Genomic DNA, 26,312 nt, shown 5'->3' on the forward strand with positions numbered 1-26,312 from the left:
ATGCGAGGACTCAGTCGTGCAGCGACGCGTTCGCTCTGCGGTTGAGCCAGTACCAGGCGAGGATGCCGCCCGCGCCGATGGCCGCCAGTACCAAGGCGCTGTAGGGCGGCGGCATGACCCGCATGATCAACACCGTCAGCCCGGCACCGACGCCCAGGGACACTTCCTTGACGAACATGTTGTTTTGTTTGACGGAGAAGTAATCGAGATAGCTGAACGCGCACTCGGCGATGGACAGCAGCGCAACCCAGATCAACGCGCCGGCAAGGGTTTCGACGTGGAACGCATCCGGCGACGAGAGCACGGCGAAGCCACCGATGATGATCCCGATGACCGCGACCACCTTGAAGCGCCCGGTGCGCTCGATCAGTTTCATCACTGGCACTTGGGCGAATACCACCACGGCGCTGTTGAGGATCAGCATCAAGCCATACCAGGCCGGCAATTCACCGGTCTTGAGCAGGATCGCCTGAGGCAGGATCGAGAACACGCCAAACAGCTTGATGCCCATGATGATGCCGGCGATCACCCACGGCAGTTTGTTGCGCCAGCCGCTGCCGTCATGGGTGACCGGGCTTGCAACCACCGGTTGGGTGGTAAAGGTCGCGCCCATGGCGATGGGCAGGCACAGCAGGACGAAACCTGCGGCACCGAGGAAAAACAGGGTGGGCGTCAGCAGCGGCGACAGCAGGATCAGCCCCGCCACCAGACTGCCCATGTTCATGGCGACGCGGTTGTAGGCAGCGCCCTCTTTGGTCTGGGCGGCTTCGCTCTTGATCAGGTAACCGGCAATGGCAATGCCGTAGGCGAACAACGCCGCCGCGAACATCACCATGCCCTGGTTGCTGGTGACCGCCAGCAGCAACAGCCCGAGGGCAGCACACATGAGTGTGACGCTCAATGACCGACGGCCCAGCACCAGCAATGTCAGCGGCAGCAGCAACAGCAAGGCCCGATAACCCAGGGCGAGGATGCTGTTGGTGGCGGTGTCGAGCCAGACGTTGGCCTTGCCCAGCACGGCAAACAGCGACACGGCGGTGATGATCCGGATCGTGAACAGGCGGATGTTGATCACCGGTTTGGCGACGGCGACCGTGGTTTGAACACTCATGCAACACCTCTGGAACCAGCGACTGTTCAGGCGTCCAGCGCGAACAATCAGGAAAGTCTGTAAGGTGATGGTAGAGAGAGTCGCTTGTTTTCATCAGAGCAAGTTCGTATAGAATCAAACGAACTTTACTGCCGGAGAGACCAGTAAAATGCAGGTTCAGCGAGCAGTGATCGCCGCCATCGAGTTCCAGCCGGGAGTGCCGCTGGTCCAGCAGATCGTCGATCAATTGTCGGTGGCGATCAGCCAGGGCGGGCTGCCTCACGGCTCGCGGCTGCCGCCGATTCGCGAACTCTCCGAGTTGATGAACGTGGGCAAGTCCACGGTGGTGGATGCACTGGACCGCCTGCGGGCCAAGGGTCTGGTGGTTTCACGCCAGGGTTCGGGGCATTACGTGCACCGTTCCACCGCCACGCTCAAGACCGATGCCGGCCCGGACCTGCAACCCCAGGACACCCTCAGCGTGGTCCGCCGCGCAGTGCTGCAGGACAACGGCGCGTTGCGCCCTGGTGCCGGTTTCCTGCCTTCCTCGTGGCTGCCGGCAGAAGAATTGCTGAAAGCCGTGCGCGGCACCCTGCGCGCAACCTCCCTGCGCATGGGCGAATACGGCGTCGCCGCCGGTTATCTGCCGCTGCGCGAAGCGTTGCGGGTCAAACTGGCGACCTTGGGCATCGAAGTGCCGGTGGACCAGATCATCACCACCGCCAACACCGTGCAGGCCATCGACATGCTGATGCGTCTGCTGGTCAAACCCGGCGACACGGTGCTGCTCGACGATCCGTGTTACTTCACCATGCACACCAATCTGGCCTTGCATGGCGCCAAAGTCATCACCATCCACCGGGGTGTCGACGGCATGGACCTCGACGCCTTGGAGCAATTGCTGATTGCCCATCGGCCCGTGCTCTACATGACCAACAACACCCTGCACAACCCGACCGGGCACTCGTTCTCCCCGGCGCAGGTCTATCGCTTGCTGGAGTTGAGCCACCGTTATGGTTTTCACATCGTCGAAGACGATTTGTATTGCGACATGCAGCAACGAACAACGCCGCGCCTGGCTGCGGGCGGGCTGGACAATGTCAGTTACGTCTCCGGTTTCTCCAAGACCCTGACGGCCAACAGTCGTGTCAGTTATGCGGTGCTTTCGCCGCAACTGGCGGCACGGATGGTCACCCTGAAAATGGCCTGCGGTGGCATGACGTCGGAACTGGCGGAGCAGATTATCTGCACGATGCTCAGTGATGGCAGCTACGCCAAACACACCCGGCGCACGGTGGATCGGCTCTACGAATCGAGCAGTCGGGTGTCGGGTTGGCTGGTGGAGGCAGGGTGTTCCGTTTCATCGCTGCCGCATGAAGGGTTGTTTATCTGGACGCGATTGCCCGACGGGCATCATGCCGAAACGCTCGCGAGGAAGGGGCTGGATATCGACCTGGTGCTGGCGCCTGGCACCCTGCTGAGCAAAGCGCCGGACGCCAGTCACTTTCTGCGTTTCAACGTGGCGCACAGCGATAACGTTCAGGTGCGCGAACGGTTCTTCCGCCTGCTCGACACACCAAGTAACTAACTGACTGCCACTAACCTTGTGGGAGCGGGCTTGCTCGCGAATGCGGTGTGTCAGGCGCCATTAATGCTGGCTGATACGGCCTCTTCGCGAGCAAGCCCGCTCCCACAAGGATTGCGGTGATCACACTGTCGACTGACAGGATCAGACCGAAGTCATCTTCTACAAGATATGTCGCCTGACATGCTCACAAGCCACCAGATCGCTACGATTGCGGCTTCGGAAAATGCCGGATAGCTTGAGGTTGTCGCTGCCAATTCAGCGACCGGGCCTGAGAACCCGAGTAAGATGCGCATGCAACTGCGCCTAACTCACGATTGTCGGCGTTTTTTTACGCCCGAGTTTTCGTGCAATGGCGGCTGTGTGTGGGAGACCTTCGGGTCTGCCGGTTCCTGCATCTCCGGTTTCTCAGCCTGCGCACAGCTGCCACCCATTCGCCTGAGAACGAACGGGACAGCTTCACCTATGCAGGAGTTACAAATGAACGCTATCGATCTATCCGCTACACCGGTCATCGACCACCGCCCAACCTACGGAAGGTGAAACCCCAATGACCAATCCCAAAGACCTGAAAACCATCGGCCTCACCCCCTTCTCCTACCACGCCAATCAACCGCTGTTCCGCATCAACCGTGACGTCCCGATAATCCAGGCGCTGCACCACGCCTCCGACCTGCTCCATATCGCCAAACTTCTCGCCTCAGACGCCGCCATGATTCGCGATAGCGACCGACATGCCTGGGCGTCGCATTTTTTGCAGGATATGAGCAAAGCGATTATCGATGATGTGGCGAAGGTGCTCGACGCACCGTGTAACAACCGCGCTTGAATGAAAAAGCCCCGCGATTCTTTTGAATGCGGGGCTTTTTATACGAAGCGTGATCTAGCAATCGTCAGCAACTTCGGCCCCGTGCTTTTCCTGTTCCTGATCTCGAAGCAAGGTCTGCGTGACCCGCTCGATGTAATCAAACACTTCCTCCTGAACCGAATACTTGTACTGCTTGCGTCGGTGCTTTGAGACCGTGCCATTTTGCGACAAGCACATCATTACCAGATTGGCCAAGTCACTGCCGCGGACGTCATATCGCTCATCAACCGCCTTGACGATTTTGTCGTAATTTTCGAGAAAAACCGTTTCTTCACGAAGCTCTACTTCAAGAGCTCTCTTGGCCATCTCCAGAGTGAATCGAACGCCGGGCGTGGCATCCCAGAAGCGGTATATTGCCGGATGGCCAGTGAAGTTGAAGGACAAGTTTCCCTGATCAATCCACCGCACGTCCCAGAACTCACGCGCGGGTCGGGAGAATTCCTGCAGGGTTTCCAGATACAGACGCTCCTCACGCTTCATTGCCACCGACACCGGAAGCAGCAAGCCATTATCCAATGCCCCAGCACGGCAAAGCGTCTGGTGAATGAGGAAGCGGGAAAGTCGACCATTACCATCCATGAAAGGGTGAAGAAAGACGAATCCAAATGAAATGATCCCGGCGGCGACCAGAGGGTCAATATGTTTTACCGCGTCATTCCCCAATGCCATCAGCTGTTCCATCAGCTCTCGACATAAGTCCGGTGCAGGCGGGACATACGTTACACCCGCTGCACCATGCAGACCGCTTGCCAGATGGTTCTGTTCATGACGGAACGCAGCGGCCATATCGTATGGATTGGAGATCGTTGCATTCTGGAGGGTCACCAAGTAATCCTCACTCAACGGAATGCGTTCATGAGCCTGTCGGAGCAACTGGATGAAGCGTCGGGACTTGTCTTCGCTCGGTGATTCCTTCTCGATGGCGAACGAGTCCTGGGTTTCGCTCAGATAGGCCCAGTTGATTGCCCGATCCATCATTCCTGAAGGCAGGTTTTGAATGAATTGCTGTGCACGCGCAAGGATATCGTGTTGTAGCAACGCCATGATTTGAGGTGTTCGCTCAACGGTGGCGCAGTAAGCCAGTGTTCCAATACCATTGAACTCAATACGCCAGCGGGAATTACGTTCCCCTGGCATAGTCAAGTACTGCTCCGGGTCGAACAAGGGGATGAAGCCTCCCTTCACCGGGGAGTTTTGGGTCAGCTCCTCACCGGTGAATGCTTCGTGGAGAAAGCAGGCCTTGCGGATGTAGATCCCGTTTGGAGCCTTTCGCAATTCGGTTTCGAGCGCTTGTGCCGGAATTCGAGGTAACGCCTGAGCCAGAATGGCAAGGTTGATCCCCTCATGCTTCAAGGCGAAGAGGACATGTCCGAGCAGATCGTCTGGTGCAGGTGCAATTGCAGGTGGGACTGCCAATGTCGCGCCGATTCGTTCAAGCCGTGTAACGGGCTGAACTCTGGCAGGTTGGCGCAAAGGAAACGCTGAAAGCTGCAGTGCGTCTTGCAGACAGGCATATCCAGCTGAGTTCATCGCGCAAATCCTCATTTTTGAGCAGGCCGCGCGATTTTTCTTTAGCGGGCCAATAAAATCTTAAGATTCCTAGAATATCTCGATTTTTTCTTAAGTGACCAGTTCTATCTCATTGCTCGTGGTTATAGCGGGATGCCCTCAATTGACGTGACTTACCCACAGGGGTTTGGTGGCGAACACAAAAATGGCGGCCACACAGATTCAATTGTGGGAGCGGCGGTGCGGCGATCCGACTTGCTCGCGAATGGGGCGACACGGCCCACCAGAACACACCCAATAAAAAACCCCGCACTTCTCTCGAAGGCGGGGTTTTTCTTTACAGCATCCGACGCTTAAGGCGCGTACGTCAGCAACAGCTCGGTCGGCACTTTGAAGTCCAGGGACATCATCACGCTCAACGCGGTAATGGTGAAGATCGAGAACACGAACAGCTTGCGTGCCCAAACCGTGTCATCCACTGCCTTGTAGCCGGTCCAGGCCATGTACAGCCAGTACATGCCCATGGCCGCGGCGACGGCGAGATAGCTCATGCCGGCGTAGCCGCTGAAGGTCAGCATCAAGGTCGCCACAAGGAAGGCCAGGATGTAGATCAGGATGTGCTTCTTCGCCACTTGAATCCCGCGCTTCACCGGCAACACCGGAATCGATGCGGCCAGGTAATCGTTGAAGCGGAAGATCGCGATGGCGTAGGAATGCGGCATCTGCCACAGACTGAACATCACCAGCAACGTCAGTGCAGCCATGTCGAAGCTGTTGGTCACAGCAACGTAGCCGATCACCGGCGGCATCGCCCCCGACAGACTGCCCACCAGCGTGCCGTGAACCGACTTGCGCTTGAGGTACAGGCTGTAGAAACCGACGTAGATGACAAAACCGATCACTGCGAACAGCGCGGCCAACGGGTTGGCCACCTTGTACAGCAACGCAACGCCGGCAACACCCAGGACGGTCGCGAAGATCAGGGCCAGTTTCAGGGAGATCAAGCCCTGGACCAGCACCCGGTTCTTGGTGCGTTCCATCTTAAGGTCGATGTCGCGGTCGATGCAGTTGTTGAACACGCAACCGGAAGCCACAACCAGGGACGTGCCGATCATGGCGGCCAGGAAGATGGCCAGATCGACATGCCCTTTCGAGGCCAGGAAAAATCCGCCTGCCACTGAAAGCACGTTACCGAAAATGATCCCCGGTTTGGTGATTTGGATAAAGTGCTTCAAGGACATTCGGACTTACCTCACTTCGCCATCATGTTGGTGTGGATGCTGAACATGATCCACAACGACAGGCCAACCAGCAGGACAATCACGATCGCGGCGAACACAAACGCAATCACGTTGTTACGCTGCGCGGCGGAACGGTCCAGGTGGAGGAAGTACACCAGGTGCACCAGCACCTGGATCACTGCGAAGGCCAGTACGATCCACAGAGTCAGCGACTTCGGCAGCGACGGGTACATCACCAGGCCGAAAGGAATGACGGTCAGGATCACCGACAGGATGAAGCCGATAGCGTAAGACTTGACGCTGCCGTGGCCGGCGTCGTGGCTATCGTGGGAATGAGCGTTAGCCATTTACATAGTCCCCATCAGATAAACAACGGTGAATACGCAGATCCACACCACGTCCAGGAAGTGCCAGAACAGGCTCAGGCAGCTCAGACGGGTCTTGTTGGTCGCGGTCAGGCCATTTTTCTGCACCTGGTACATCATGATCGCCATCCAGATCAGACCGCTGGTCACGTGCAGACCGTGGGTGCCTACCAGGGTGAAGAACCCGGACAGGAAGCCGCTGCGGCTAGGACCGAAGCCCTCGGAGATCAACACGTGGAACTCGTTGATCTCCATGCCGATGAAGCCGGCACCGAACAGGAAGGTCATGGCCAGCCAGCCCAGGACCTGGTTCTTCTTGCCCTTGAACAACGCCAGCATGGCGAAGCCGTAGGTGATCGAGCTGAACAGCAGCAGAGCGGTTTCGCCCAGTACGTATGGCAGCTCGAAGATGTCGTGGCCCGACGGGCCACCCGCTACGTTGTTAACCAGTACCGCGTAGGCCGCGAAGATCGACGCAAACAGAATGCAGTCGGTCATCAGGTAGAGCCAGAAACCGAATACGGTCATCTCGCCCGAGTCGTGGTGATGGTCATCGTGCCCATGTCCATCGACATGGGTGTGTCCAGCATTGGTCACTAAGTTCGACATGGTTTAAGCCTGTTCCAACGAGGTTTCAACACGGGTGGCGGTGGCTGGAACTTTCCCGGCCGCTACCAGACGCTTGTGCTGCTCGGCTTCGATGCGCTCGATCACGTCGACCGGCACCATATAGCCTTGATCATCGCGGGCAGCGTGGATCACGAAGTAGCCCACGGTGCCGACCAGACTGACGATGGCCAACCACCAGATGTGCCAGATCATCGCGAAACCGAACACGGTCAACAGAGCCCCCATGACCACACCGGTCGCGGTGTTGTTTGGCATGTGGATCGGTTCGTACTTGGCCGGAGCCTGGTACGCGGTACCGTTTTCCTTGGCTTCGGTGAACGGATCGATGCCTTCGGCTTTTGGCAGCACGGCAAAGTTGTAGAACGGTGGTGGCGACGAGGTCGACCATTCCAGCGTATGGGCATTCCACGGGTCGCCGTGTTCGCACATGTTTTCCGGCTTGTTGCGGTCACGCACGCTGACGTACAGCTGGATCAGCTGGCAGGCGATGCCCACAGCGATCATCACCGCACCGAACATGGCGACGTACAGGTACGGCACCCACTCAGGGTTGGTGGTGGCGTTCAGACGACGGGTCATGCCCATGAAGCCCAGTGCATAGAGCGGCATGAACGCGACGAAGAAGCCCGAGATCCAGAACCAGAACGCTGCCTTGCCCCAACCTTCGTGCAGTTTGAAGCCGAACGCTTTAGGGAAGTAGAAGCCGAAGCCGGCGATGTAACCGAATACCGCGCCGCCGATGATCACGTTGTGGAAGTGAGCGATCACGAACAGGCTGTTGTGCAGGACGAAGTCAGCACCCGGGATGGCCAGCAATACGCCGGTCATGCCGCCGATGGCGAAGGTCACCATGAAGCCCAGGGTCCACAGAACCTGGCTGGTGAAACGCAGACGCCCTTGGTAAATGGTGAACAGCCAGTTGAACAGCTTCACCCCCGTCGGGATCGAAATCAGCATCGTCGCCAGACCGAAGAAGGCGTTGACGCTGGCACCCGAACCCATGGTGAAGAAGTGGTGCAGCCAGACCATGAAGCCCAGGATCGAGATCGCGCCCGATGCGTAGACCATCGAGTGGTGGCCGAACAGACGCTTGCCGGTGAAGGTCGAGATGACTTCGGAGAAGATCCCGAACGCCGGCAGAATCAGGATGTAAACCTCAGGGTGACCCCAGGCCCAGAACAGGTTGACGTACATCATCGGATTGCCACCAAGTTCATTGGTGAAAATGTGGAAATCCATGTAACGGTCAAGCGTCAGCAGTGCCAGGGTAGCGGTCAGGATCGGGAACGAAGCCACGATCAGGACGTTGGCCCAGGTGCAGGTCCAGGTGAAGATCGGCATGTCCATCAGTTTCATGCCAGGGGTACGCATTTTCAGCACGGTGGCGAGGAAGTTGACCCCCGTCAGCGTCGTACCCAACCCGGATAGCTGTAGCGCCCAGATGTAGTAATCCATCCCCACGCCCGGGCTGTATTGCAGGCCCGACAGCGGCGGATAGGCAACCCAGCCGGTCTTGGCGAATTCGCCGACGCCCAGGGACAGGTTGATCAGCACTACGCCCGATACCAGCAGCCAGAAGCTCAGGGAGTTCAGGAACGGGTAGGCAACGTCACGCGCGCCGATCTGCAGCGGCACTGCAAGGTTCATCAGGCCGGTGAAGAATGGCATCGCCATGAAGATGATCATGATCACACCGTGAGCGGTGAAGATCTGGTCATAGTGTTCAGGTGGCAGGTAGCCAGGCGAACCCTCGGTGGCCATGGCCAACTGGGTACGCATCATGATGGCGTCGGCAAAACCGCGCAGCAGCATGACCATGGCAACGATGATGTACATCACGCCGATTTTCTTGTGGTCGACCGAGGTCAGCCACTCGGACCACAGGTAGGTCCACTTCTTGAAATAGGTGATTGCAGCGAACAGCGCCAGACCACCGAGCGCGATCATGGCGATGGTCACCATCACGATCGGTTCGTGGAACGGGACCGCTTCCCAACTTAATTTACCAAACATCGTTTACTCCTCTGCCCCGGCAGCTGAATGCGAACTCATGTCCATCCCTTCCACGGCGGCCACTTCGTGCTCTTTCTTCTCGTGGTGCAGCGGCTTGCCCGGTTTCATGCCTTCGTACTTGTCGACGATGATCTGGAACAGGTTCGGCGTGACCGAGGAGTAAAGCTCGACTGGGTTGTTCTGGCTTGGCTTGGAAAGGGCTTCGTATTCAGCTTTTTCAAGCTGTTTAGGTGCCTTTTTGACTTCGCTTACCCAGGCGTCGAAATCTTCCTGAGAAGTGGCGATAGCTTTGAACTTCATACCGGTGAAACCAGCACCGCTGTAGTTGGCGGAGATACCGTCCATTTCAGCGTTCTGGTTGGCGATCAGGTGCAGTTTGGTCTGCATGCCGGCCATCGCGTAGATCTGGCCGCCCAGCGCCGGGATGAAGAACGAGTTCATCACGGAGTCCGAAGTCACCTTGAAGTTGATCGGCGTGTGCGCCGGGAACACGATCTTGTTGACGGTGGCGATGCCTTGCTCGGGATAGATGAACATCCACTTCCAGTCCAGCGCGACCACTTCAATGGTGATTGGCTTGACGTCGGATTCCAGCGGCTTGTACGGGTCCAGCGCGTGGGTCGACTTGTAGGTGACATAACCCAGGGCAATGATGATCAGCACCGGAACAGCCCACACCGCGATTTCGATCTTGGTGGAGTGCGACCACTTCGGCGTGTAGACGGCGTCAGTGTTGGACGCGCGATATTTCCAGGCGAACAGGAACGTCATGACGATGACCGGAACCACGACCAACAGCATCAGCAGCGTTGCGGTGATGATCAGGTTTCGCTCATCCAGGCCAACCTGGCCCTTGGGATCGAGCAAGGTCATGTTGCAGCCTGACAGCAACAACGTGCCGATCAGCGGCAATAAGCCTAGTAGTCTGGGGTACCTGTTTTTACTCATCTCACGACCTCTAAAGCAGCTTGCGCAATGCAGTTGGGTTTTGATCGCCAACACTTCACCCTGCCAAGGGTTGGCATTTTCTTGGATTGAATAAGGGCTGCCCGTCGCGCGTCAGACGCTGTTCGACAAATCCTGGGCCAGCGGTGAGTTCTTATTCGAATTCGTGGTCAAAGGCCTTGTTACAGACCAATTCCATTTGGTGCGGATAGTTGGAAGGCACCGACACCAGAGGCGTCGCATGAAGCCATCCGGCCTCTCGACGTCCTATTGCTGCTCATGCACCTGAGTCAGGGTGAGCAGTGCCGGGATTTCAGTGCGGGCGATTGTAGATATGTAACGATTCATAAACCATGTCTCATCCCGAAATAATTTTTATCCATTCCAGCAACAATCCTTGACGCTTTTTGTAAAAGTGCGCCATGTTATCGAAATTGATTCTCAACAAAAACACCAAAAATAGTAGGTCTACCACACGCAGTTCAGACAGCATCGAAGGCTCTGCCCTCCCCTTCGACCCTGCCCAAGCCCCCATGTGACAAGGGCTCTGGCAATTCGCCAGGGCCTGTTAAAACTGCCTGTTCCGGGTTGCGGGAATGGAAATCGGCAGAGGTGCCAAAAGACCAATTTCATTGCGTAGACCTGTACCAATCCGGCACGCTGAAATGCCTTGCGACACTCGCGCTGTGACAACATGTCGCACATGTGTCGCACCGCTCGTTGCCGCACATCACGATCTTTTTACCCGGCCTCTGAAATGCAAAAACGCCCCGGCCCTCTCAACGAGGACCGGGGCGTTTTTTTGTGTCACGCGGCGATGGGGCGAGTGACCTCAGCGCAGCGTCTTGCGGTTACGCGAAGTGAGCAACGGCACCAGCACTACCACCAGCACAAACGCGATCAACGCCCACTGTGCCAGCGACAGACCAAGGATCGGCGGGTACGGCGTGGAGCAGAAACCGTCGACCTGGAACCCCAGCGGGAAGATCTTCGCCAACGGCAGGCCGTCGACAATCGGCTGCAACACATCGATGCCACAGCTGACCGCCGGATAGAACTGGGTATAGACGTGATGCCCGGCAACCCCGACGCCTGCCAGGGCGCAGATCACCACCAGGGTTTCAAACACCGTAATGCTGCGACGGGTGCGCATTGCCGCGCCGATGAACGCGAAAATCGCGATCAGCAACAAGGCATATCGCTGCAGGATGCACAGCGGGCATGGCGCCTCGCCCAACACAATCTGCATGTACAGCGCGCCACCGATCAGCGCCAGGCAGATGATGCCCAGCAACACCAGGTAGCGCCGCTCACGGCCCAACCGCATCGTTTCCTCGCTCATTGCGTTTCCCTTCTTGATATCGATTGACCGGAAGTCTACACGCTGGCCCGGGCGTTGGAGAGCCCGGGGCGCATGGAATAGGTGTCGGGAAATAAACGACAGGGCGGTTAAGAAGGGATTAAATTCGGGCATATTCGTGGAATGTATAAAAGCCGACGGCCTCCGACTTGTAGGAGCCGGCTTGCTGGCGATGGTCGTTAACGATAACGCGTGCTGCCTGGATCAACGCGGCGCACTTGGGTCCATCGCCAGCAAGCCGGCTCCTACAAGGAAAACGTGTACATCAGCGAAACCTCTCGAACCTGGACGTTCGCTCAGTCGCCGTAGATATCCGTCTTGAAGTACTTGTCCGAAATTTTCTGGTACTCGCCACTGGCGCGAATGCCGTCGATGGCCGAGTTCAGCTGGCTGACCAACTCGGTGTTGCCCTTGCGCACCGCAATCCCGGCGCCCTCGCCCACGTATTTCGGGTCCTTGAGTTCTGGGCCGACAAAGGCATAACCCTTGCCACGCGGCATCGAAAGGAAGTCGTTCAGCGGGATGGTGTCGGCAAAAATGGCATCGAGGCGACCGGCCGCCAGGTCCATGTAGATCTCTTCGTTGTTGCCGTAACGCTTGACGTTGATGCCCTTCGGTTCAAACACCTCGGTGGCGTAACGGTCAGTGGTGGTTGCGCGCTGCACCCCGACGGTCTTGCCCTTGAGGCTGGCGTACTGGTCATCCACGGTCGCGCCTTCCTTCATCACCAGGCGCGATGAAGTGAAGTAGTACTTGTGGCTGAAATCCACTGACTTCTTGCGGTCTTCGTTGATGGTCATGGACGACAGCGCCATGTCGATTTTCTTCACTTTCAGCGAAGGAATCAGGCCATCGAACTCACCTTCGACCCAGACGCACTTGACCTGCATCTGCGCGCACAAGGCATTGCCGATGTCGTAGTCGAAGCCGACGATTTCGCCTTTGTCGGTTTTCGATGCGAACGGCGGGTACGCTGCTTCGATGCCGATGCGCAGGGTTTTATCAGCGGCGAACAAAGTGCTGCACGCCAACAGGCTCAGGGCCAGACCGGTGATGAGGGGGAATTTCTTCATGTTCGTTCTCTCGCGGGTTGTTGTTGGTTTGGCAAGACAGAAGAAAGAGCAGAAACAGGGGCACGCCTTTTTTGTACTTATAATTCCATACTGGACTTTTATGTATAAACCGTCAATCGGGGCGAATGGGGATGTGCCGGCCGGTGGTCGGGTGGTGATTCATTGGGAGTTTTGGTGTTGCGGATGGCCTCTTCGCGGGCAAGCCCGCTCCCACAGGTATTGCGTCGTTCACATAATGTATGAACGACGCAATACCTGTGGGAGCGGGCTTGCCCGCGAAGGCGTACTCAAAGGCGCCGCAGGACTTACTGCTTCCAGCGATCCGCCGCCGCATGATCACTGTCACGCCCCTCGACCCAACGCGCACCCTCGCTGGTGTTTTCTTTCTTCCAGAACGGTGCGCGGGTTTTCAGGTAGTCCATGACAAAGGCGCAGGCGTCGAACGCCGCCTGGCGGTGAGCGCTGGCGGCGCCGACGAAGACGATCGGCTCACCCGGCTCCAGAGCGCCGATACGATGCAGCACCTCCAGTTTGAGCAACGGCCAGCGCTGCTCGGCCTCGGTGGCGATCTTGCCCAGGGCCTTTTCGGTCATGCCCGGATAGTGCTCCAGAAACATCCCGGCCACGTCGAGCCCGTCATTGAAGTCGCGCACGTAGCCGACAAAACTCACCACCGCCCCGACACCGACATGGGCGGCGTGCATGGCGTTGACTTCAGCGCCAGGATCGAACGCCGTGGATTGCACACGAATGGCCATGGCTCAGCCCCCGGTCACGGTCGGAAAGAACGCCACTTCATCGCCGTCGCTCACCGGCTCGTCGAGTTGGCAGAGGTCTTCGTTGCGGGCGCACATCAGGTTCTGCTCGCTCAACACATCGGCGCCATCGCGCATGGCCAACAGCGCGCGAACGTCATCGACCGTGGCGAAGTCGCCTTCGACCCTCACCGAGTCGACGCCCAATGCTTCTCTGTAACGAGCGAAAAACTTCACGGTGACGTTCATGGCTGATCCGCCTGGAAATGGCCGCTCTTGCCGCCGAGTTTCTCCAGCAGGCGCACGCTTTCAATGGTCATGCCGCGATCGACCGCCTTGCACATGTCGTAGATGGTCAGCGCGGCGACGCTCGCGGCGGTCAGCGCTTCCATTTCGACGCCGGTCTGCCCGGACAGTTTGCAGCGCGCGACGATGCGCACGGTGTCGTCACCTTCCGCGCTGAGCTCGACTTTGACGCCGGTGAGCATCAGCGGGTGGCACAGAGGAATGAGGTCGCTGGTTTTCTTCGCGGCCTGAATGCCGGCAATGCGCGCCACGGCGAACACATCACCCTTGGGATGGCCGCCGCTGACGATCATCTGCAGGGTTTCGGGCAGCATGCGCACCAGCGCCTGGGCCGTCGCTTCACGGAACGTCACGGCTTTTTCAGTGACGTCGACCATGTTGGCGCGACCTTGGGAATCGAGATGAGTCAGCACAGGGTTACTCCTGATCAAGAGCCTCGATTGTAAACCTGCGGGTCAAATTTCCGCACGCAAGATTGCAAGATCACCACAATCAACTGCGGGAGCGGGCTTGCTCGCGAAGGTGGTGTATCAGTCGCAATAGATAGAGGCTGACGCACCGCCTTCGCGAGCAAGCCCGCTCCCACATTCGATAGGTATCGGGCACAAAAAACCGGGCGGCTTTGGGGCCGCCCGGTTTTGGTGAGGCGATTACAAATGCGATTCGGCGTATTCGGCCAGAATCGAACGTGGCACCCCTTGCAGGGTGATGTGGACGCCGTTCGGGAAGTCCTTGAAGCGTTCAGTCAGGTACGTCAGCCCGGAGCTGGTCGCGGACAGGTAAGGGGTGTCGATCTGCGCCAGGTTGCCCAGGCACACCACTTTGGAACCGGCGCCGGCACGGGTGATGATGGTTTTCATCTGGTGCGGCGTGAGGTTCTGGCATTCATCGATCAGGATCAGGCTCTGCTGGAAGCTGCGACCCCGGATGTAGTTGAGGGATTTGAACTGCAACGGCACTTTGCTGAGGATGTAATCGACGCTGCCATGGGTGTTTTCGTCATCCATGTGCAAGGCTTCGAGGTTGTCGGTGATGGCGCCCAGCCAAGGCTCCATTTTTTCCGCTTCGGTGCCGGGCAGGAAACCGATTTCCTGGTCCAGGCCCTGCACGCTGCGAGTCGCGATGATCCGGCGATAGCGTTTGCTGACCATGGTCTGCTCGATGGCCGCTGCCAGTGCCAGGATGGTTTTACCGGAGCCGGCTGCACCCGACAGGTTGACCAGGTGGATATCCGGATCGAGCAAGGCGTACAGCGCCAGGCTCTGATAGATGTCACGCGGTTTCAGGCCCCAGGCTTCCTGGTGCAGCAGGGGTTCCTGATGCAGGTCGAGAATCAGCAGCTTGTCCTCGTCGATCTCCTTGATCCAGCCGACAAAACCCTGTTCGTCGATGATGAACTCGTTGATATGCACTGCCGGCAGGTTGTCGATCATTTTCACCTGGTGCCAGGTGCGGCCGTGATCCTGACGGGTTTCGACATTCCTGACGAGGTCCCAGAAGGAGCCGGCCATGTTGTGGTAACCGTTGGGCAGCAGCGATACGTCATCAACCAGTTGGTCGGTGCTGTAGTCCTCGGCCGCGATCCCACAGGCACGGGCCTTGAGGCGCATGTTGATGTCTTTGGTGACCAGCACCACGGGCAACTTTGGCTCGCGCGCGTGCAGGTCGATCAACTGGTTGATGATGATGTTGTCGTTCAGGTGCTCGGGAAGAATGATGTTCGGTTCGGTACGTTTGCTCATCAGAATTGACAGCAAACCTTTTGGCCCACTTTTTCCACGCTGGATCGGTACACCCAGTTCAACGTCTTCAGGGCTGGCATCGCCCAGGGTCTTGTCGATCAGGCGAATCGCCTGACGGCATTCCGCAGCCACGCTGTGATGCCCGCTCTTGAGCTTGTCCAGCTCTTCAAGCACGGTCATCGGGATCGCTACGTGGTGTTCTTCGAAATTAAGCAGGGCGTTTGGATCGTGAATCAATACGTTGGTATCGAGTACATAAAGGATTGGCTGGTTGGAGGAAGAACTACGTCCGTGATCATCCATACTCGGTCACCTTTGTGGGAGCCATTCGACGCAATACCTTGGCGGTGCTGCGCCTCGAAGTGACTGCCGAATTCACCTGTGATGATTCAAGTGAACTGCACACAAACTGGGGTCTTGGGAGACGCCACCTGTGTTGCAGGTTTCGGCGGTCTGTCTTCGTAATACTCCAAAACCTGTGACAGAAAAAAGCACTTTGACGCTTTTTTGAAGTTTATTTTTCAGAGTGACGAATAGCCCTTGGCGTGCAGGCAATGTGCCGTTAAAGTCGGAAGTCCGCCTGCACCGAATTTTCTCTCGAAATCACCCCTCGCCCAATGTTTACGGGCTTTTTCCGCTTCAGCGAAACGCGTCCTGACAGTCCTCCCAACCGATCCCGCTCGGCGCCGTTTGCGTAATGAGCCAGGGCATCGCCGTTTTCACGCCATCCTGCTTGATGTTGAAGTTGATCACCCCGTGCCGCCACAACAGCATCAGGGTCAACACCCGCTGCGCGCTCTGGTTGGCCTTGAGCTTGCCGGCGCCGTCCTGGGCATCGATGTCCCACAGCGCGACCTGCAAGCCCTGGGACCTGAAAAAGCCTTCTGCGTCAGAACGGCGCTGGCCATCCGGCGGACGGAACAGCGGCACGTAGTTCTCCGGCAATTTGCTTTTGACCAGTTCGGCGCTGCGCCGCACCGAATCCTGCCAGTCCTGCCAGTGGCTGTGGGAGCGGAATTCCCAGCCTTGCACGCCGATGCACTGCGTCGAATAAGTCCCCTGCAGGCTCGCCACTGAACGCTCGCTCAGGCGCGCCTGAATATCCTTGCCGAGGACGAAAAACGTACCCGTCATGTTCGCTTTGCGCAGGTACTCGGTGACCCACGCCGTGTTGTCCGGCGCGGCATTGGCGGCGCTGTCGAAGGTCAACAGGAACAGCCGGTCATGCATCGCCTCGCCGTTGCGCTCGTAGTCGCCAAAACGATCGACTTCGCTGCTGGTTTGCGGAAACAGCGCAGCCTTGCGCAACTGCTCGTCGAGGTACTGCGCATGGAACAGCCGGCTCGGTTCAGCCCACTTTATGTAGTAGCTATCCTCGCTGACCTGGAACTTGGCGGCTTGCTCGCGCAGGGTGGCCATGTCTTCGACCAGAAAACAGAAGGACGCATCCTGATCGCAGCTTTGCTGGGCGAAGTTGTAGTTGGTCAGCAAGCGTTGCCACAGGCGCTGACGCAGGTTGTTGACCGAATCCAGATTGATCGTACGCAGGCCCAGGCGTTGGGCCAGGCTCGCCTCGTCCAGCGATTCGCTGGCCAGGAGCACACGAGCGAACATCAGAATCTCTGCGCGCGAGGCGACATCGAACAGCGTCGGGTTGCTGAGCTGTTCAGGCCAGGTGCTGCGATCGAGCGTCGCCACATCGCCCGGCGCCGCAACGGCACCGAAACTCAACAGCCAGGCTGATAAAAGAAAAACGATACGCAATGGGATGTCTCCATAACAAAACCCGCGCGGCACTATAGCTGATCCGGCCCTGACGCCACGATCTCCTGTGGGAGCGGGCTTGCTCGCGAATGCGGTGTGTCAGCCAGCATCATTGTCAACTGACACACCGCATTCGCGAGCAAGCCCACTCCCACAGGGTTTGCATCAAGCCGTCGATCACCTATGGACTTGATAGCTGGAGTCATTGAAGCCAACCCCCTAGAATCGCCCCCACGATTAAAGGAGACGACTTCATGCTGATGGTGATTTCCCCCGCCAAGACCCTCGATTACGAAACACCGCCGGCGACCCAGCGCTTCACCCAACCGCAATACCTCGACCATTCCCAGGAACTGATCCTGCAGTTGCGCGACCTGACGCCAGCGCAGATCAGCGATCTGATGCACGTCTCCGACAAGATCGGCGGGCTCAACGCCGCGCGTTTCGGCAGCTGGACCCCGGCGTTCACACCGGAAAACGCCAAGCAGGCACTGCTGGCGTTCAAGGGCGACGTTTACACCGGGTTGAACGCTCAGACCTTCAGCGAAGCCGATTTCGATTACGCCCAGCAGCATCTGCGCATGCTGTCCGGCCTTTATGGCCTGTTGCGCCCACTGGACCTGATGCAGCCATATCGCCTCGAAATGGGCACCAAATTGCCCAACGCCCGCGGCAAGGACCTGTATGCCTTCTGGGGTACGCGAATCAGCGAATGGTTGAACGAAGCCCTGGCCGACCAGGGTGATGACGTGCTGCTGAACCTGGCCTCCAACGAATATTTCTCGGCGGTCAAACGCACGGCCTTGAGGGCTCGCATCATCAATACCGAGTTCAAGGACCTGAAAAACGGCCAGTACAAAATCATCAGCTTCTACGCGAAAAAAGCGCGGGGCATGATGAGCCGTTTCGTCATTGAAGAACGCATCAACGACCCGGCCGTCCTCAAGCAATTCGACGTCCAGGGCTATCGATACAGCGCCGAGCAATCCAACCCGGAAAACCTGGTGTTTCTTCGCGATCACGCTCCCGAGTGACGCACCGGGTCGGTGCACGACAGCCGGTATCTGCTCGTGCACCAACGTCTGATCGTCGAACAATTTCCCGCCTGAATCGCCAAGCTCTTGGCGTCAAAAATTCAACAGTTACTTTCCTAACTTTAGTTTCACTCGACATCATTCATTTTTTTCAGTAGTGGCACTAAAAATATTTACCGGTAGTGGCACAAAACTATCTATCCGGCTAATCGCCCCGTGTAACAAGGGTGAAACAGCAAGTGCCATCAGTTTGAAAGTAGTGCCATCTTTCTCAACATTTCAAAAAATTTCAGAATTCGCGATGGGCGGACTGGAACTATGTCCAAATGCGTAGCTCCTACAACCGGTACCGATTATCTCTGAACATGTACGAGATAACTTACGCAGAGAAGAGATCACGTAGCGAAGTTGTCACAATAACTTTGGCTAAATAATCCCTGATTTGGACAACACATGAAGGACAGGAGATAACGCATGACTACTATCCCCTATACGGCCAAGGCTGCGCCCCTATAAACGTGCTCACTCGAGCACCTGAACCGCTTGATTTACGGGCTTCTGGCCTGGAATCGAGCGCGCAAGACCTTAGCACGAAGGACCTCTGAACCAGAGGACTCGGCTGCATAACAGGGCAATTCATAATAATAAGGCCTGGTTACGCACATCTTGAGTGCACTTATTTAGACACTCGGAACTTATATGCCTGCACCCGGCATTGCGGCGCCTGTCGCCCGAACTTCCGAGTGCACTATGACCGCTGAACACGATTAACACCGGCCATTTAATGGCTTGGTAAATACCGGCTTGAAAATAGAGAGGTAAATGCGATGCGCATCAGCATATTTGGTTTGGGTTACGTCGGTGCAGTATGTGCCGGTTGCCTGTCTGCACGGGGCCATGACGTCGTTGGCGTCGATGTCGCCAAAGACAAGATCGATATGATCAACGCCGGCAAATCGCCGATCGTTGAACCGGGTCTGGGCGAACTGTTGGCCAAGGGAATCGAAACCGGCCGTCTGCGCGGTACGACCGACTTCGCCGAGGCGATTCGCGACACCGACCTGTCGATGATCTGCGTCGGCACGCCGAGCAAGAAGAACGGCGATCTGGAACTGAACTACATCGAAGCGGTATGCCGCGAGATCGGTTTTGTCCTGCGTGACAAGACCACCCGCCACACCATCGTGGTTCGCAGCACCGTTCTTCCGGGCACGGTCGCAAACGTTGTCATCCCGATTCTCGAAGATTGCTCCGGCAAGAAAGCCGGCGTTGATTTCGGTGTGGCGGTGAACCCTGAGTTCCTGCGTGAAAGCACCGCGATCGCCGACTACGACCTGCCACCGATGACCGTCATCGGCGAGTTCGACAAGGCGTCCGGCGACGTTCTGCAATCGCTGTACGAAGAGTTCGACGCGCCGATCATCCGCAAGGACATCGCCGTTGCCGAGATGATCAAGTACACCTGCAACGTGTGGCACGCCACCAAGGTGACCTTCGCCAACGAGATCGGCAACATCGCCAAGGCGTGCGGCGTCGACGGCCGCGAAGTGATGGAAGTGGTCTGCCAGGACAAAACGCTGAACCTGTCCCAGTACTACATGCGTCCAGGCTTCGCATTCGGCGGCTCCTGCCTGCCGAAAGACGTGCGCGCCCTGACCTACCGCGCCGGTGCTCTGGACGTGGAATCGCCGCTGCTGAACTCGCTGATGCGCAGCAACGAATCCCAGGTACAGAACGCCTTCGACATCGTTTCCAGCCACGACAAACGCAAAGTCGCCTTGCTGGGCCTGAGCTTCAAGGCAGGCACCGACGACCTGCGCGAAAGCCCGCTGGTGGATCTGGCCGAAATGCTGATCGGCAAGGGTTATGACCTGAGCATCTACGACGCCAACGTCGAATACGCCCGCGTTCACGGTGCGAACAAGGACTACATCGAGTCGAAGATCCCTCACGTCTCGTCCTTGCTCAACTCCGACTTCGACGAAGTGATCAACAACTCCGACGTGATCATCCTCGGCAACCGTGACGAGAAATTCCGCGCCCTGGCGCAGAACGCCCCGCATGGCAAGCAAGTGATCGACCTGGTCGGCTTCATGTCTCAAGCCACCAGCGTGAGTGACCGGACTGAAGGCATCTGCTGGTAACCGGCAGGTTGTAAGCGCTTCGCGCTGATCGCCAGCAAGCCGGTTCCTACAAAATCACCGCAAACCTGTAGGAGCCGGCTTGCTGGCGAAGGCGCCCTCCGGGGCGCCACAACCTTCGGCATTTACGCCTGCCTTAACCCCTTCGGGCCACCCCACAGGCTCGCCCGAGATAGAGACGGATGCAGATTATGCACAGGCTAAAGCACGGCCTACTTCAGGCCGCCGGTTGGCTGTTTTACTTAAGTATTCTGATGGGCATCGCCATGGCGTTGCCTGCGAGTACGTTCGATTCCGAGTCGAAGGACTTCATCTTCCTGATCGGCTTCATCGGGATCTGGCGCTATTCGATGGGTGCCACGCACTTCCTGCGCGGCATGCTGTTTCTGTACGTGGTCTACCCGCACCTGCGGCGCAAAGTGCGCAAGCTGGGTAAAGCGGCAGACCCGTCCCATGTGTTTTTGATGGTCACCAGTTTTCGTATCGACGCGCTGACCACTGCCCAGGTCTATGCCTCGGTGATTCGCGAAGCGATCGACTGCGGCCTGCCGACCACCATGGTCTGCTCGATCGTGGAAATGTCCGATGAGAAGCTGGTGAAAAGCCTCTGGGCCAAGATGAATCCGCCCGCGCGGGTCAAGCTCGACTTCGTGCGCATTCCCGGTACCGGCAAGCGTGATGGCCTGGCCTACGGATTCCGCGCCATTTCCCGCCACCTGCCGGACGACCGTGCAGTGGTCGCCGTGATCGATGGCGACACCGTGCTCGCCGAAGGCGTCGTGCTCAAGACCGTGCCGTGGTTCCAGCTGTTCGGCAACGTCGGCGGCCTGACCACCAACGAGTTCTGCGAAGTGCGCGGCGGCTACATCATGAGCGAGTGGCACAAACTGCGCTTCGCCCAGCGTCACATCAACATGTGCTCGATGGCTTTGTCCAAGCGCGTGCTGACCATGACTGGCCGGATGTCGGTGTTCCGCGCCACCGTGGTCACCAACCCGGACTTCATCGCCGACGTGGAAAGCGACTCGCTGCAACACTGGCGCCTGGGTCGCTTCAAGTTCCTGACCGGTGACGACAAGTCGAGCTGGTTCAGCCTGATGCGTCTGGGCTACGACACGTTCTACGTGCCGGACGCCGCGATCCACACCGTGGAACACCCGCCGGAAAAAAGCTTCATCAAGGCCAGCCGCAAGCTGATGTTCCGCTGGTACGGCAACAACCTGCGCCAGAACGCTCGTGCGTTGGGCCTGGGTGTTAAACGCCTCGGTCTGTTCACCTCGGTGGTGCTGTTCGATCAGCGCGTGTCGATGTGGACGTCGCTGCTGGGCCTGACGGTCGCGATCATCGCGTCCTTCAAGTACGGCACTGCGTTCATCCTGGTGTACCTGCTGTGGATCGGCATCACCCGCCTGATCCTGACCGTGCTGCTGTCCTTGTCCGGGCACCGGATCGGACCGGCCTACCCGGCGATTCTCTATTACAACCAGATCGTCGGTGCACTGGTGAAGATCTACGTGTTCTTCCGCCTCGACCAACAGTCCTGGACTCGCCAGCCCACTTCCCTGACCCGTGATCTCGCCAGCTTTCAACGTTGGTTCAACACTTGGTCGTCTCGGACCATGACCTTCTCCGCAGGCAGCATTTTTGTCGCCGTGCTGCTGATGATGGTCTGACCGCCCCTTTTTGAATTAACCAGGAAATCGCCCCTATGAATACCGCCGTCAACGCCAACGTAGTGCATGAGTCAGAAGCCCAGCGCCAACACGCCCGAGTGAAAATTCCGGCCAAGCTGCGCTTCTTCGGTCCGGACCGGACCCCGGTGGAAGCTCGAGTGATCGATCTCTCCGCTGGCGGCCTGGCTTTCAACGCCGGTCAGCTGCCATTGAAGATCGGCGACGTGTACAAGGCTCGCCTGCAGTTCGTCATCGATAACCTCGGCCTGGCCATGGACGTAGAGCTGCAAGTGCGCTCCTTCGACCGCCCGACCGGTCGCGTCGGCTGCCAGTTCCAGAACCTGGAACCGCAAGACATCTCGACCCTGCGCCACCTGATCACCTCTCACCTGGCCGGCGACATCGTCAGCATGGGTGAAGTGCTGGCAACCCTGCAGCGCGACAACTTCACCAAGGCGCGCAAGATCAAGGATGGCGGCCACGGCATGACCGCGTTCGGTCGTCTGCGTGCAGTGACCTTCAGCCTGGCGATTTTCATCGTCGGCCTGGCAGCGTTCGGTTTCATTTTCAAATCGGTGTATGGCATGTACTTCGTCAGCCATGCGCAGGCCGGTCTGGTCAGCGTGCCGGGCATGAACATCACCATGCCGCGTGACGGCACCGTGCAGAGCCTGATCAAGGCTGACGGCGTTGCCGCCAAAGGCGCTCCGCTCGCCACGTTCAGCACCAGCATGCTCGACGTACTCAAAGGTCATCTTGACGACAATCAACTGCAACCGGCCAAGGTTGAAGAACTGTTCGGCAAGCAAATGACCGGCACCCTGACCTCGCCATGCGATTGCACCGTGGCCCAGCAACTGGTCGCCAACGGTCAGTACGCCAGCAAGGGCGACGTGATCTTCCAACTGGTGCCACGCAACAGCGAAGCCAACGTCGAAGCGCGCTTCTCCTATCGCCAGTTCGGCGACGTGCGCCCAGGCACCAACGTCAGCTTCCAGATTGCCGGCGAAGACAAAACCCGCACCGGCAAGATCGTCAGCAGCACCAGCCTGAAAAGCGCCGACCTGTCGTCCGACATCCGCGTGTTGATCCAGCCTGACGAACCGCTGGACAGCAAATTCGCCGGCCGCCCGGTTGAAGTGAACAGCGACCGTGGCCCGAACCTGAACTGGCTGATCGATAAAGCCATGGCTTCCGGTCTTTAAATCGAGGACATGCCTGTGAACATCATAAACATCCTGAATACACCGCAATCCCTGTGGGAGCGAGCTTGCTCGCGAAAGGGTCAACTCGGTTTGTCTGATGCACCGCAGCGCGTGTTTCGCGAGCAAGCCTACTCCCACAAGGGTTATGCGTTCTGCGCATTGGCGTTGGCCATCAGCCTCAGCGGTTGCGCCGGCCTGCCCGACCAGCGCCTGGCCAATGAAGCCCTCAAGCGCGGCGACACCGCGCTGGCTCAGCAGAATTACAAGCAACTGGCCGACCTGGGCTACAGCGAGGCTCAAGTGGGCCTCGCCGATATCCAGGTCGACAGCCGCGACCCGGCGCAGGTCAAGCAGGCTGAGGCGACTTACCGCGCCGCGGCCGACGTTTCACCGCGCGCTCAGGCTCGCCTGGGTCGTCTGCTGGTGGCCAAGCCCGGCTCCACCGAAGCCGAACAGCACGAAGCCGAAGGCCTGTTGAAAAAAGCCTCGGCCAATGGCGAAGGCAACACGCTGATCCCGCTGGCGATGCTGTACCTGCAATACCCCCACAGTTTTCCGAACGTCAACGCGCAAAAGCAGATCAGCCAATGGCGTGCCGAAGGCAAACCGGAAGCGGGCCTGGCCCAAGTGCTGCTCTATCGCACCCAGGGCACCTACGACCAGCACCTCGACGAGGTCGTCACCATCTGCAAAGCCGCGTTGAACACCACCGACATCTGCTACGTCGAGCTGGCCACGGTTTACCAGAAACAAGGCAAACCGGAACAGCAGGCCGAGCTGATCAAACAGATGCAAGCGGCGCATACCCGCGGCACCGTTTCCGCTCAGCGCGTTGATAGTGTCGCTCGTGTATTGGGCGATGCGAGCCTGGGCAAGACCGACGAGAAAACCGCTCAGTCGCTGCTCGAAGACATCGCTCCCGGCTACCCTGCTTCGTGGGTCAGCCTGGCGCAATTGCTCTACGACTTCCCGGAACTCGGCGATGTCGACACGATGATGAAGTACCTGGACAACGGCCGTGCCGCTGACCAGCCGCGCGCCGAACTGTTGCTCGGCAAGCTCTACTACGAAGGCAAATGGGTGCCGGCCGACGCGAAAGTCGCCGAAGAACATTTCCAGAAAGCCGTCGGCAAAGAAGTCGCCGCCGATTACTACCTCGGCCAGATTTACCGCCGCGGTTACCTGGGCAAGGTCTATTCGCAGAAGGCACTGGATCACCTGCTGACCGCTGCGCGCAACGGCCAGAACAGCGCCGACTTCGCCATCGCCCAGCTGTTTTCCCAAGGCAAGGGCACCCGGCCCAACCCGCTTAACGCTTACGTCTTCAGCCAATTGGCCAAGGCGCAGAACACCCCGCAAGCCACCGAGCTTGCGCAAACACTTGAAGCCCAACTGCCGCCTGCCCAGCTCGCCGAGGCCCAACGCCTGTTGAAACAAGAACAGGCCGTTCGTGGCGCCTTGAGTCCGAACACGCTGGAACTGCATGCCCTGGAAGAAGAAGACGGCGAGGAATCCCTATGAAGTTGAATCCATTTGTTAAGGCTGGTATTGGCCTGTCATTCGCCCTCTTGTGGTCGTGCCCAACCCTGGCGGCCCTGACCGAAACCAAGAACTACGGTCTCGATGTAAAAGTCACCGGCCAGTCCGAAGACGACCGTGACCTCGGCACCGCCAGTGGCGGCGACGTCAGCGGTGTCGGTCTCGACCTGCGTCCATGGGTCTATGGCGAAAGCGGCGCGTGGAGCGCCTACGCCATGGGTCAGGCCGTGACGTCCACCGACATCATCGAAACCGACACCTTGCAGCAGTCCGACAGCGACGGCACCCAGACCACCGACAACGGTGATCGCAAGACCAAGAAAAACTACCTGGCCATGCGTGAATTCTGGGTCGGCTACAGCGGCCTCACGCCGTATCCGGGCGAACAGCTGAAGCTCGGTCGCCAACGCCTGCGCAACGACGACGGCCAATGGCGCGACACCAACATCGAAGCCCTGAACTGGACCTTCGACACCACCCTGTTGCGCGCCAACGTCGGTGTCGCCGAACGCTTCAGCGAATACCGCACCGACCTGAAAGAACTGGCCCCCAAAGACAAGGACCGCCTGCACCTCTACGCCGATGCGGCGTATCAATGGACGCCGGGCAACTGGGTCGGGATCCGCGGTCATCACACCCACGATGATGGCAAGCTCGACTACCCGGAACCGGGTGTGGCCGGCGACTCGCTGGACAAGAAACAGAACGGCGACATCAGCTGGCTCGGCCTCACCGCTGACAGCGACGCCTACAACTATCGCAACACCAACACCGTCAATTACTGGGGCAGCGTCACCGGCATGAGCGGCGACACCGACACAGTGAATCAGCTCAACGCCGACGGCTCCCGCCCGACCGAAGCCAAGCGCGGTGAAGACCTCAATGGCTGGGCCACCGACGTCGGTGTGCGCCTGCGCCTCGATCCGCAATGGCAAGTCGGTGCAGCCTATGCCCGCGCCAGTGCCGATTACGAACAGAACGGCCTGGAAAGCAACCGTTCGAACTACACCGGTACGCGTTCGCGGGTTCACCGTTTCGGCGAAGCCTTCCGTGGCGAAATGAACAACATGCAGACCGCCACGTTGTTCGGCTCGTGGATGCTCAACGACGAATACGACGCCAGTGTGATCTACCACAAGTTCTGGCGCGTCGACAGCAGCAAGCCCGTCGGCAGCAATGGCATCAACGCCGTCGATAACGATATCGATGGCAGTGGCGCGAGCACCTCGTTACCGCTCAAAGAGGGTAGCAACGACCTAGGCCAGGAAATGGACCTCGTCGTCACCAAGTACTTCAAGCAGGGCCTGTTGCCTGCCGCGTTGAGCCAGTCGATCGATGAGCCGTCGGCCCTCGTGCGTTTGCGTGGCGGTGTGTTCAAGCCGGGCGATGCCTACGGCAAAGAAGTCGACTCGTACATGCACCGCGCGTTTGTCGACGTGATCTGGCGCTTCTGATGCGAACCGCTAAGGGAGTT

The 26,312-nt window shown here is 58.3% G+C and carries 22 protein-coding genes; 8 read left to right on the forward strand and 14 right to left on the reverse strand.

Annotation, left to right across the window (positions count from 1 at the left end; all coding sequences use genetic code 11):
* Nucleotides 1-10: 10 nt before the first annotated feature.
* A complete protein-coding gene (locus FBY04_RS05810; protein WP_084320729.1) occupies nucleotides 11-1,111 on the reverse strand; it encodes a hypothetical protein in 1,101 nt (366 codons plus the stop codon).
* A 148-nt stretch (nucleotides 1,112-1,259) separates the two neighbouring features.
* Here FBY04_RS05810 and FBY04_RS05815 point away from each other — a divergent pair, with 148 nt between their 5' ends.
* Nucleotides 1,260-2,678: a PLP-dependent aminotransferase family protein gene (locus tag FBY04_RS05815; RefSeq protein WP_145314767.1), complete on the forward strand. Its 1,419-nt coding sequence runs from the start codon at nucleotides 1,260-1,262 to the stop codon at nucleotides 2,676-2,678.
* Nucleotides 2,679-3,225: 547 nt separating this feature from the next.
* On the forward strand, nucleotides 3,226-3,504 hold the full coding sequence (locus FBY04_RS05820; RefSeq protein ID WP_084320727.1) for a DUF3077 domain-containing protein: 279 nt from the start codon (nucleotides 3,226-3,228) through the stop codon (nucleotides 3,502-3,504).
* Nucleotides 3,505-3,558: 54 nt separating this feature from the next.
* Here FBY04_RS05820 and FBY04_RS05825 read toward each other — a convergent pair whose 3' ends face one another.
* From FBY04_RS05825 to FBY04_RS05895, 13 genes are all read right to left on the reverse strand, one after another.
* On the reverse strand, nucleotides 3,559-5,073 hold the full coding sequence (locus FBY04_RS05825; RefSeq protein ID WP_084320726.1) for a Fic family protein: 1,515 nt from the start codon (nucleotides 5,071-5,073) through the stop codon (nucleotides 3,559-3,561).
* A gap of 332 nt (nucleotides 5,074-5,405) precedes the next feature.
* Nucleotides 5,406-6,293, reverse strand: a complete 888-nt coding sequence (cyoE, locus tag FBY04_RS05830) for a heme o synthase (RefSeq protein ID WP_084320725.1) — start codon at nucleotides 6,291-6,293, stop codon at nucleotides 5,406-5,408.
* Between the two features lie 11 nt (nucleotides 6,294-6,304).
* Nucleotides 6,305-6,640: a cytochrome o ubiquinol oxidase subunit IV gene (gene cyoD, locus FBY04_RS05835; RefSeq protein WP_084320724.1), complete on the reverse strand. Its 336-nt coding sequence runs from the start codon at nucleotides 6,638-6,640 to the stop codon at nucleotides 6,305-6,307.
* Complete coding sequence (locus FBY04_RS05840) at nucleotides 6,641-7,267, reverse strand: cytochrome o ubiquinol oxidase subunit III (RefSeq protein WP_008044529.1); 627 nt, start codon at nucleotides 7,265-7,267, stop codon at nucleotides 6,641-6,643.
* A gap of 3 nt (nucleotides 7,268-7,270) precedes the next feature.
* Nucleotides 7,271-9,301: a cytochrome o ubiquinol oxidase subunit I gene (gene cyoB / locus FBY04_RS05845; protein ID WP_084320723.1), complete on the reverse strand. Its 2,031-nt coding sequence runs from the start codon at nucleotides 9,299-9,301 to the stop codon at nucleotides 7,271-7,273.
* Between the two features lie 3 nt (nucleotides 9,302-9,304).
* Entirely contained in the window at nucleotides 9,305-10,249 is a 945-nt protein-coding gene (gene cyoA, locus FBY04_RS05850) for a ubiquinol oxidase subunit II (protein ID WP_084320722.1), read from the reverse strand.
* A gap of 829 nt (nucleotides 10,250-11,078) precedes the next feature.
* The gene (locus FBY04_RS05860) at nucleotides 11,079-11,588 is read right to left on the reverse strand and encodes a disulfide bond formation protein B (RefSeq protein WP_084320721.1); all 510 of its coding nucleotides are present in this window, start codon (nucleotides 11,586-11,588) and stop codon (nucleotides 11,079-11,081) included.
* 314 nt (nucleotides 11,589-11,902) lie between these two features.
* Complete coding sequence (locus FBY04_RS05865) at nucleotides 11,903-12,679, reverse strand: ABC transporter substrate-binding protein (RefSeq protein ID WP_084320720.1); 777 nt, start codon at nucleotides 12,677-12,679, stop codon at nucleotides 11,903-11,905.
* 305 nt (nucleotides 12,680-12,984) lie between these two features.
* Entirely contained in the window at nucleotides 12,985-13,437 is a 453-nt protein-coding gene (moaE, locus tag FBY04_RS05870) for a molybdopterin synthase catalytic subunit MoaE (protein ID WP_084320719.1), read from the reverse strand.
* Nucleotides 13,438-13,440: 3 nt separating this feature from the next.
* Entirely contained in the window at nucleotides 13,441-13,683 is a 243-nt protein-coding gene (locus tag FBY04_RS05875; protein ID WP_084320718.1) for a MoaD/ThiS family protein, read from the reverse strand.
* On the reverse strand, nucleotides 13,680-14,153 hold the full coding sequence (moaC, locus tag FBY04_RS05880; RefSeq protein WP_059406245.1) for a cyclic pyranopterin monophosphate synthase MoaC: 474 nt from the start codon (nucleotides 14,151-14,153) through the stop codon (nucleotides 13,680-13,682). Before moaC ends, FBY04_RS05875 begins: the two co-directional genes overlap by 4 nt.
* A 237-nt stretch (nucleotides 14,154-14,390) precedes the next feature.
* On the reverse strand, nucleotides 14,391-15,785 hold the full coding sequence (locus FBY04_RS05890) for a PhoH family protein (protein ID WP_084320717.1): 1,395 nt from the start codon (nucleotides 15,783-15,785) through the stop codon (nucleotides 14,391-14,393).
* A 336-nt stretch (nucleotides 15,786-16,121) separates the two neighbouring features.
* Entirely contained in the window at nucleotides 16,122-17,246 is a 1,125-nt protein-coding gene (locus tag FBY04_RS05895; protein ID WP_084320716.1) for a polysaccharide deacetylase family protein, read from the reverse strand.
* A gap of 254 nt (nucleotides 17,247-17,500) precedes the next feature.
* Here FBY04_RS05895 and yaaA point away from each other — a divergent pair, with 254 nt between their 5' ends.
* The 6 genes from yaaA to FBY04_RS05925 all read left to right on the forward strand — a co-directional run bounded on the left by yaaA (nucleotide 17,501) and on the right by FBY04_RS05925 (nucleotide 26,292).
* Nucleotides 17,501-18,280 carry a peroxide stress protein YaaA gene (yaaA, locus tag FBY04_RS05900; protein WP_145314768.1) on the forward strand — a complete coding sequence of 260 codons (780 nt, stop codon included), beginning with the start codon at nucleotides 17,501-17,503 and terminating at the stop codon, nucleotides 18,278-18,280.
* 827 nt (nucleotides 18,281-19,107) lie between these two features.
* Complete coding sequence (locus FBY04_RS05905; protein ID WP_145314769.1) at nucleotides 19,108-20,424, forward strand: nucleotide sugar dehydrogenase; 1,317 nt, start codon at nucleotides 19,108-19,110, stop codon at nucleotides 20,422-20,424.
* Between the two features lie 188 nt (nucleotides 20,425-20,612).
* Nucleotides 20,613-22,094, forward strand: a complete 1,482-nt coding sequence (gene alg8 / locus FBY04_RS05910; protein WP_371850922.1) for a mannuronan synthase — start codon at nucleotides 20,613-20,615, stop codon at nucleotides 22,092-22,094.
* Between the two features lie 35 nt (nucleotides 22,095-22,129).
* Nucleotides 22,130-23,299, forward strand: a complete 1,170-nt coding sequence (locus FBY04_RS05915; protein ID WP_084320712.1) for an alginate biosynthesis protein Alg44 — start codon at nucleotides 22,130-22,132, stop codon at nucleotides 23,297-23,299.
* A 15-nt stretch (nucleotides 23,300-23,314) separates the two neighbouring features.
* Nucleotides 23,315-24,820, forward strand: coding sequence for an alginate biosynthesis TPR repeat lipoprotein AlgK (gene algK / locus FBY04_RS05920; protein ID WP_145314770.1), 1,506 nt, complete (start codon nucleotides 23,315-23,317; stop codon nucleotides 24,818-24,820).
* The gene (locus FBY04_RS05925) at nucleotides 24,817-26,292 is read left to right on the forward strand and encodes an alginate export family protein (protein ID WP_145314771.1); all 1,476 of its coding nucleotides are present in this window, start codon (nucleotides 24,817-24,819) and stop codon (nucleotides 26,290-26,292) included. Before algK ends, FBY04_RS05925 begins: the two co-directional genes overlap by 4 nt.
* The last annotated feature ends 20 nt before the right edge of the window (nucleotides 26,293-26,312 follow it).

The organism is Pseudomonas sp. SJZ080 (genome assembly GCF_007828295.1).
GTDB lineage: Bacteria > Pseudomonadota > Gammaproteobacteria > Pseudomonadales > Pseudomonadaceae > Aquipseudomonas > Aquipseudomonas migulae_A.

Bases quoted from the DNA above. Each gene is read 5' to 3' on its own strand.
- FBY04_RS05810 (WP_084320729.1), bottom strand. From the start codon at position 1,111: ATGAGTGTTCAAACCACGGTCGCCGTCGCCAAACCGGTGATCAACATC.
- FBY04_RS05815 (WP_145314767.1), top strand. From the start codon at position 1,260: ATGCAGGTTCAGCGAGCAGTGATCGCCGCCATCGAGTTCCAGCCGGGA.
- FBY04_RS05820 (WP_084320727.1), top strand. From the start codon at position 3,226: ATGACCAATCCCAAAGACCTGAAAACCATCGGCCTCACCCCCTTCTCC.
- FBY04_RS05825 (WP_084320726.1), bottom strand. From the start codon at position 5,073: ATGAACTCAGCTGGATATGCCTGTCTGCAAGACGCACTGCAGCTTTCA.
- cyoE (WP_084320725.1), bottom strand. From the start codon at position 6,293: ATGTCCTTGAAGCACTTTATCCAAATCACCAAACCGGGGATCATTTTC.
- cyoD (WP_084320724.1), bottom strand. From the start codon at position 6,640: ATGGCTAACGCTCATTCCCACGATAGCCACGACGCCGGCCACGGCAGC.
- FBY04_RS05840 (WP_008044529.1), bottom strand. From the start codon at position 7,267: ATGTCGAACTTAGTGACCAATGCTGGACACACCCATGTCGATGGACAT.
- cyoB (WP_084320723.1), bottom strand. From the start codon at position 9,301: ATGTTTGGTAAATTAAGTTGGGAAGCGGTCCCGTTCCACGAACCGATC.
- cyoA (WP_084320722.1), bottom strand. From the start codon at position 10,249: ATGAGTAAAAACAGGTACCCCAGACTACTAGGCTTATTGCCGCTGATC.
- FBY04_RS05860 (WP_084320721.1), bottom strand. From the start codon at position 11,588: ATGAGCGAGGAAACGATGCGGTTGGGCCGTGAGCGGCGCTACCTGGTG.
- FBY04_RS05865 (WP_084320720.1), bottom strand. From the start codon at position 12,679: ATGAAGAAATTCCCCCTCATCACCGGTCTGGCCCTGAGCCTGTTGGCG.
- moaE (WP_084320719.1), bottom strand. From the start codon at position 13,437: ATGGCCATTCGTGTGCAATCCACGGCGTTCGATCCTGGCGCTGAAGTC.
- FBY04_RS05875 (WP_084320718.1), bottom strand. From the start codon at position 13,683: ATGAACGTCACCGTGAAGTTTTTCGCTCGTTACAGAGAAGCATTGGGC.
- FBY04_RS05890 (WP_084320717.1), bottom strand. From the start codon at position 15,785: ATGGATGATCACGGACGTAGTTCTTCCTCCAACCAGCCAATCCTTTAT.
- yaaA (WP_145314768.1), top strand. From the start codon at position 17,501: ATGCTGATGGTGATTTCCCCCGCCAAGACCCTCGATTACGAAACACCG.
- FBY04_RS05905 (WP_145314769.1), top strand. From the start codon at position 19,108: ATGCGCATCAGCATATTTGGTTTGGGTTACGTCGGTGCAGTATGTGCC.
- alg8 (WP_371850922.1), top strand. From the start codon at position 20,613: ATGCACAGGCTAAAGCACGGCCTACTTCAGGCCGCCGGTTGGCTGTTT.
- FBY04_RS05915 (WP_084320712.1), top strand. From the start codon at position 22,130: ATGAATACCGCCGTCAACGCCAACGTAGTGCATGAGTCAGAAGCCCAG.
- FBY04_RS05925 (WP_145314771.1), top strand. From the start codon at position 24,817: ATGAAGTTGAATCCATTTGTTAAGGCTGGTATTGGCCTGTCATTCGCC.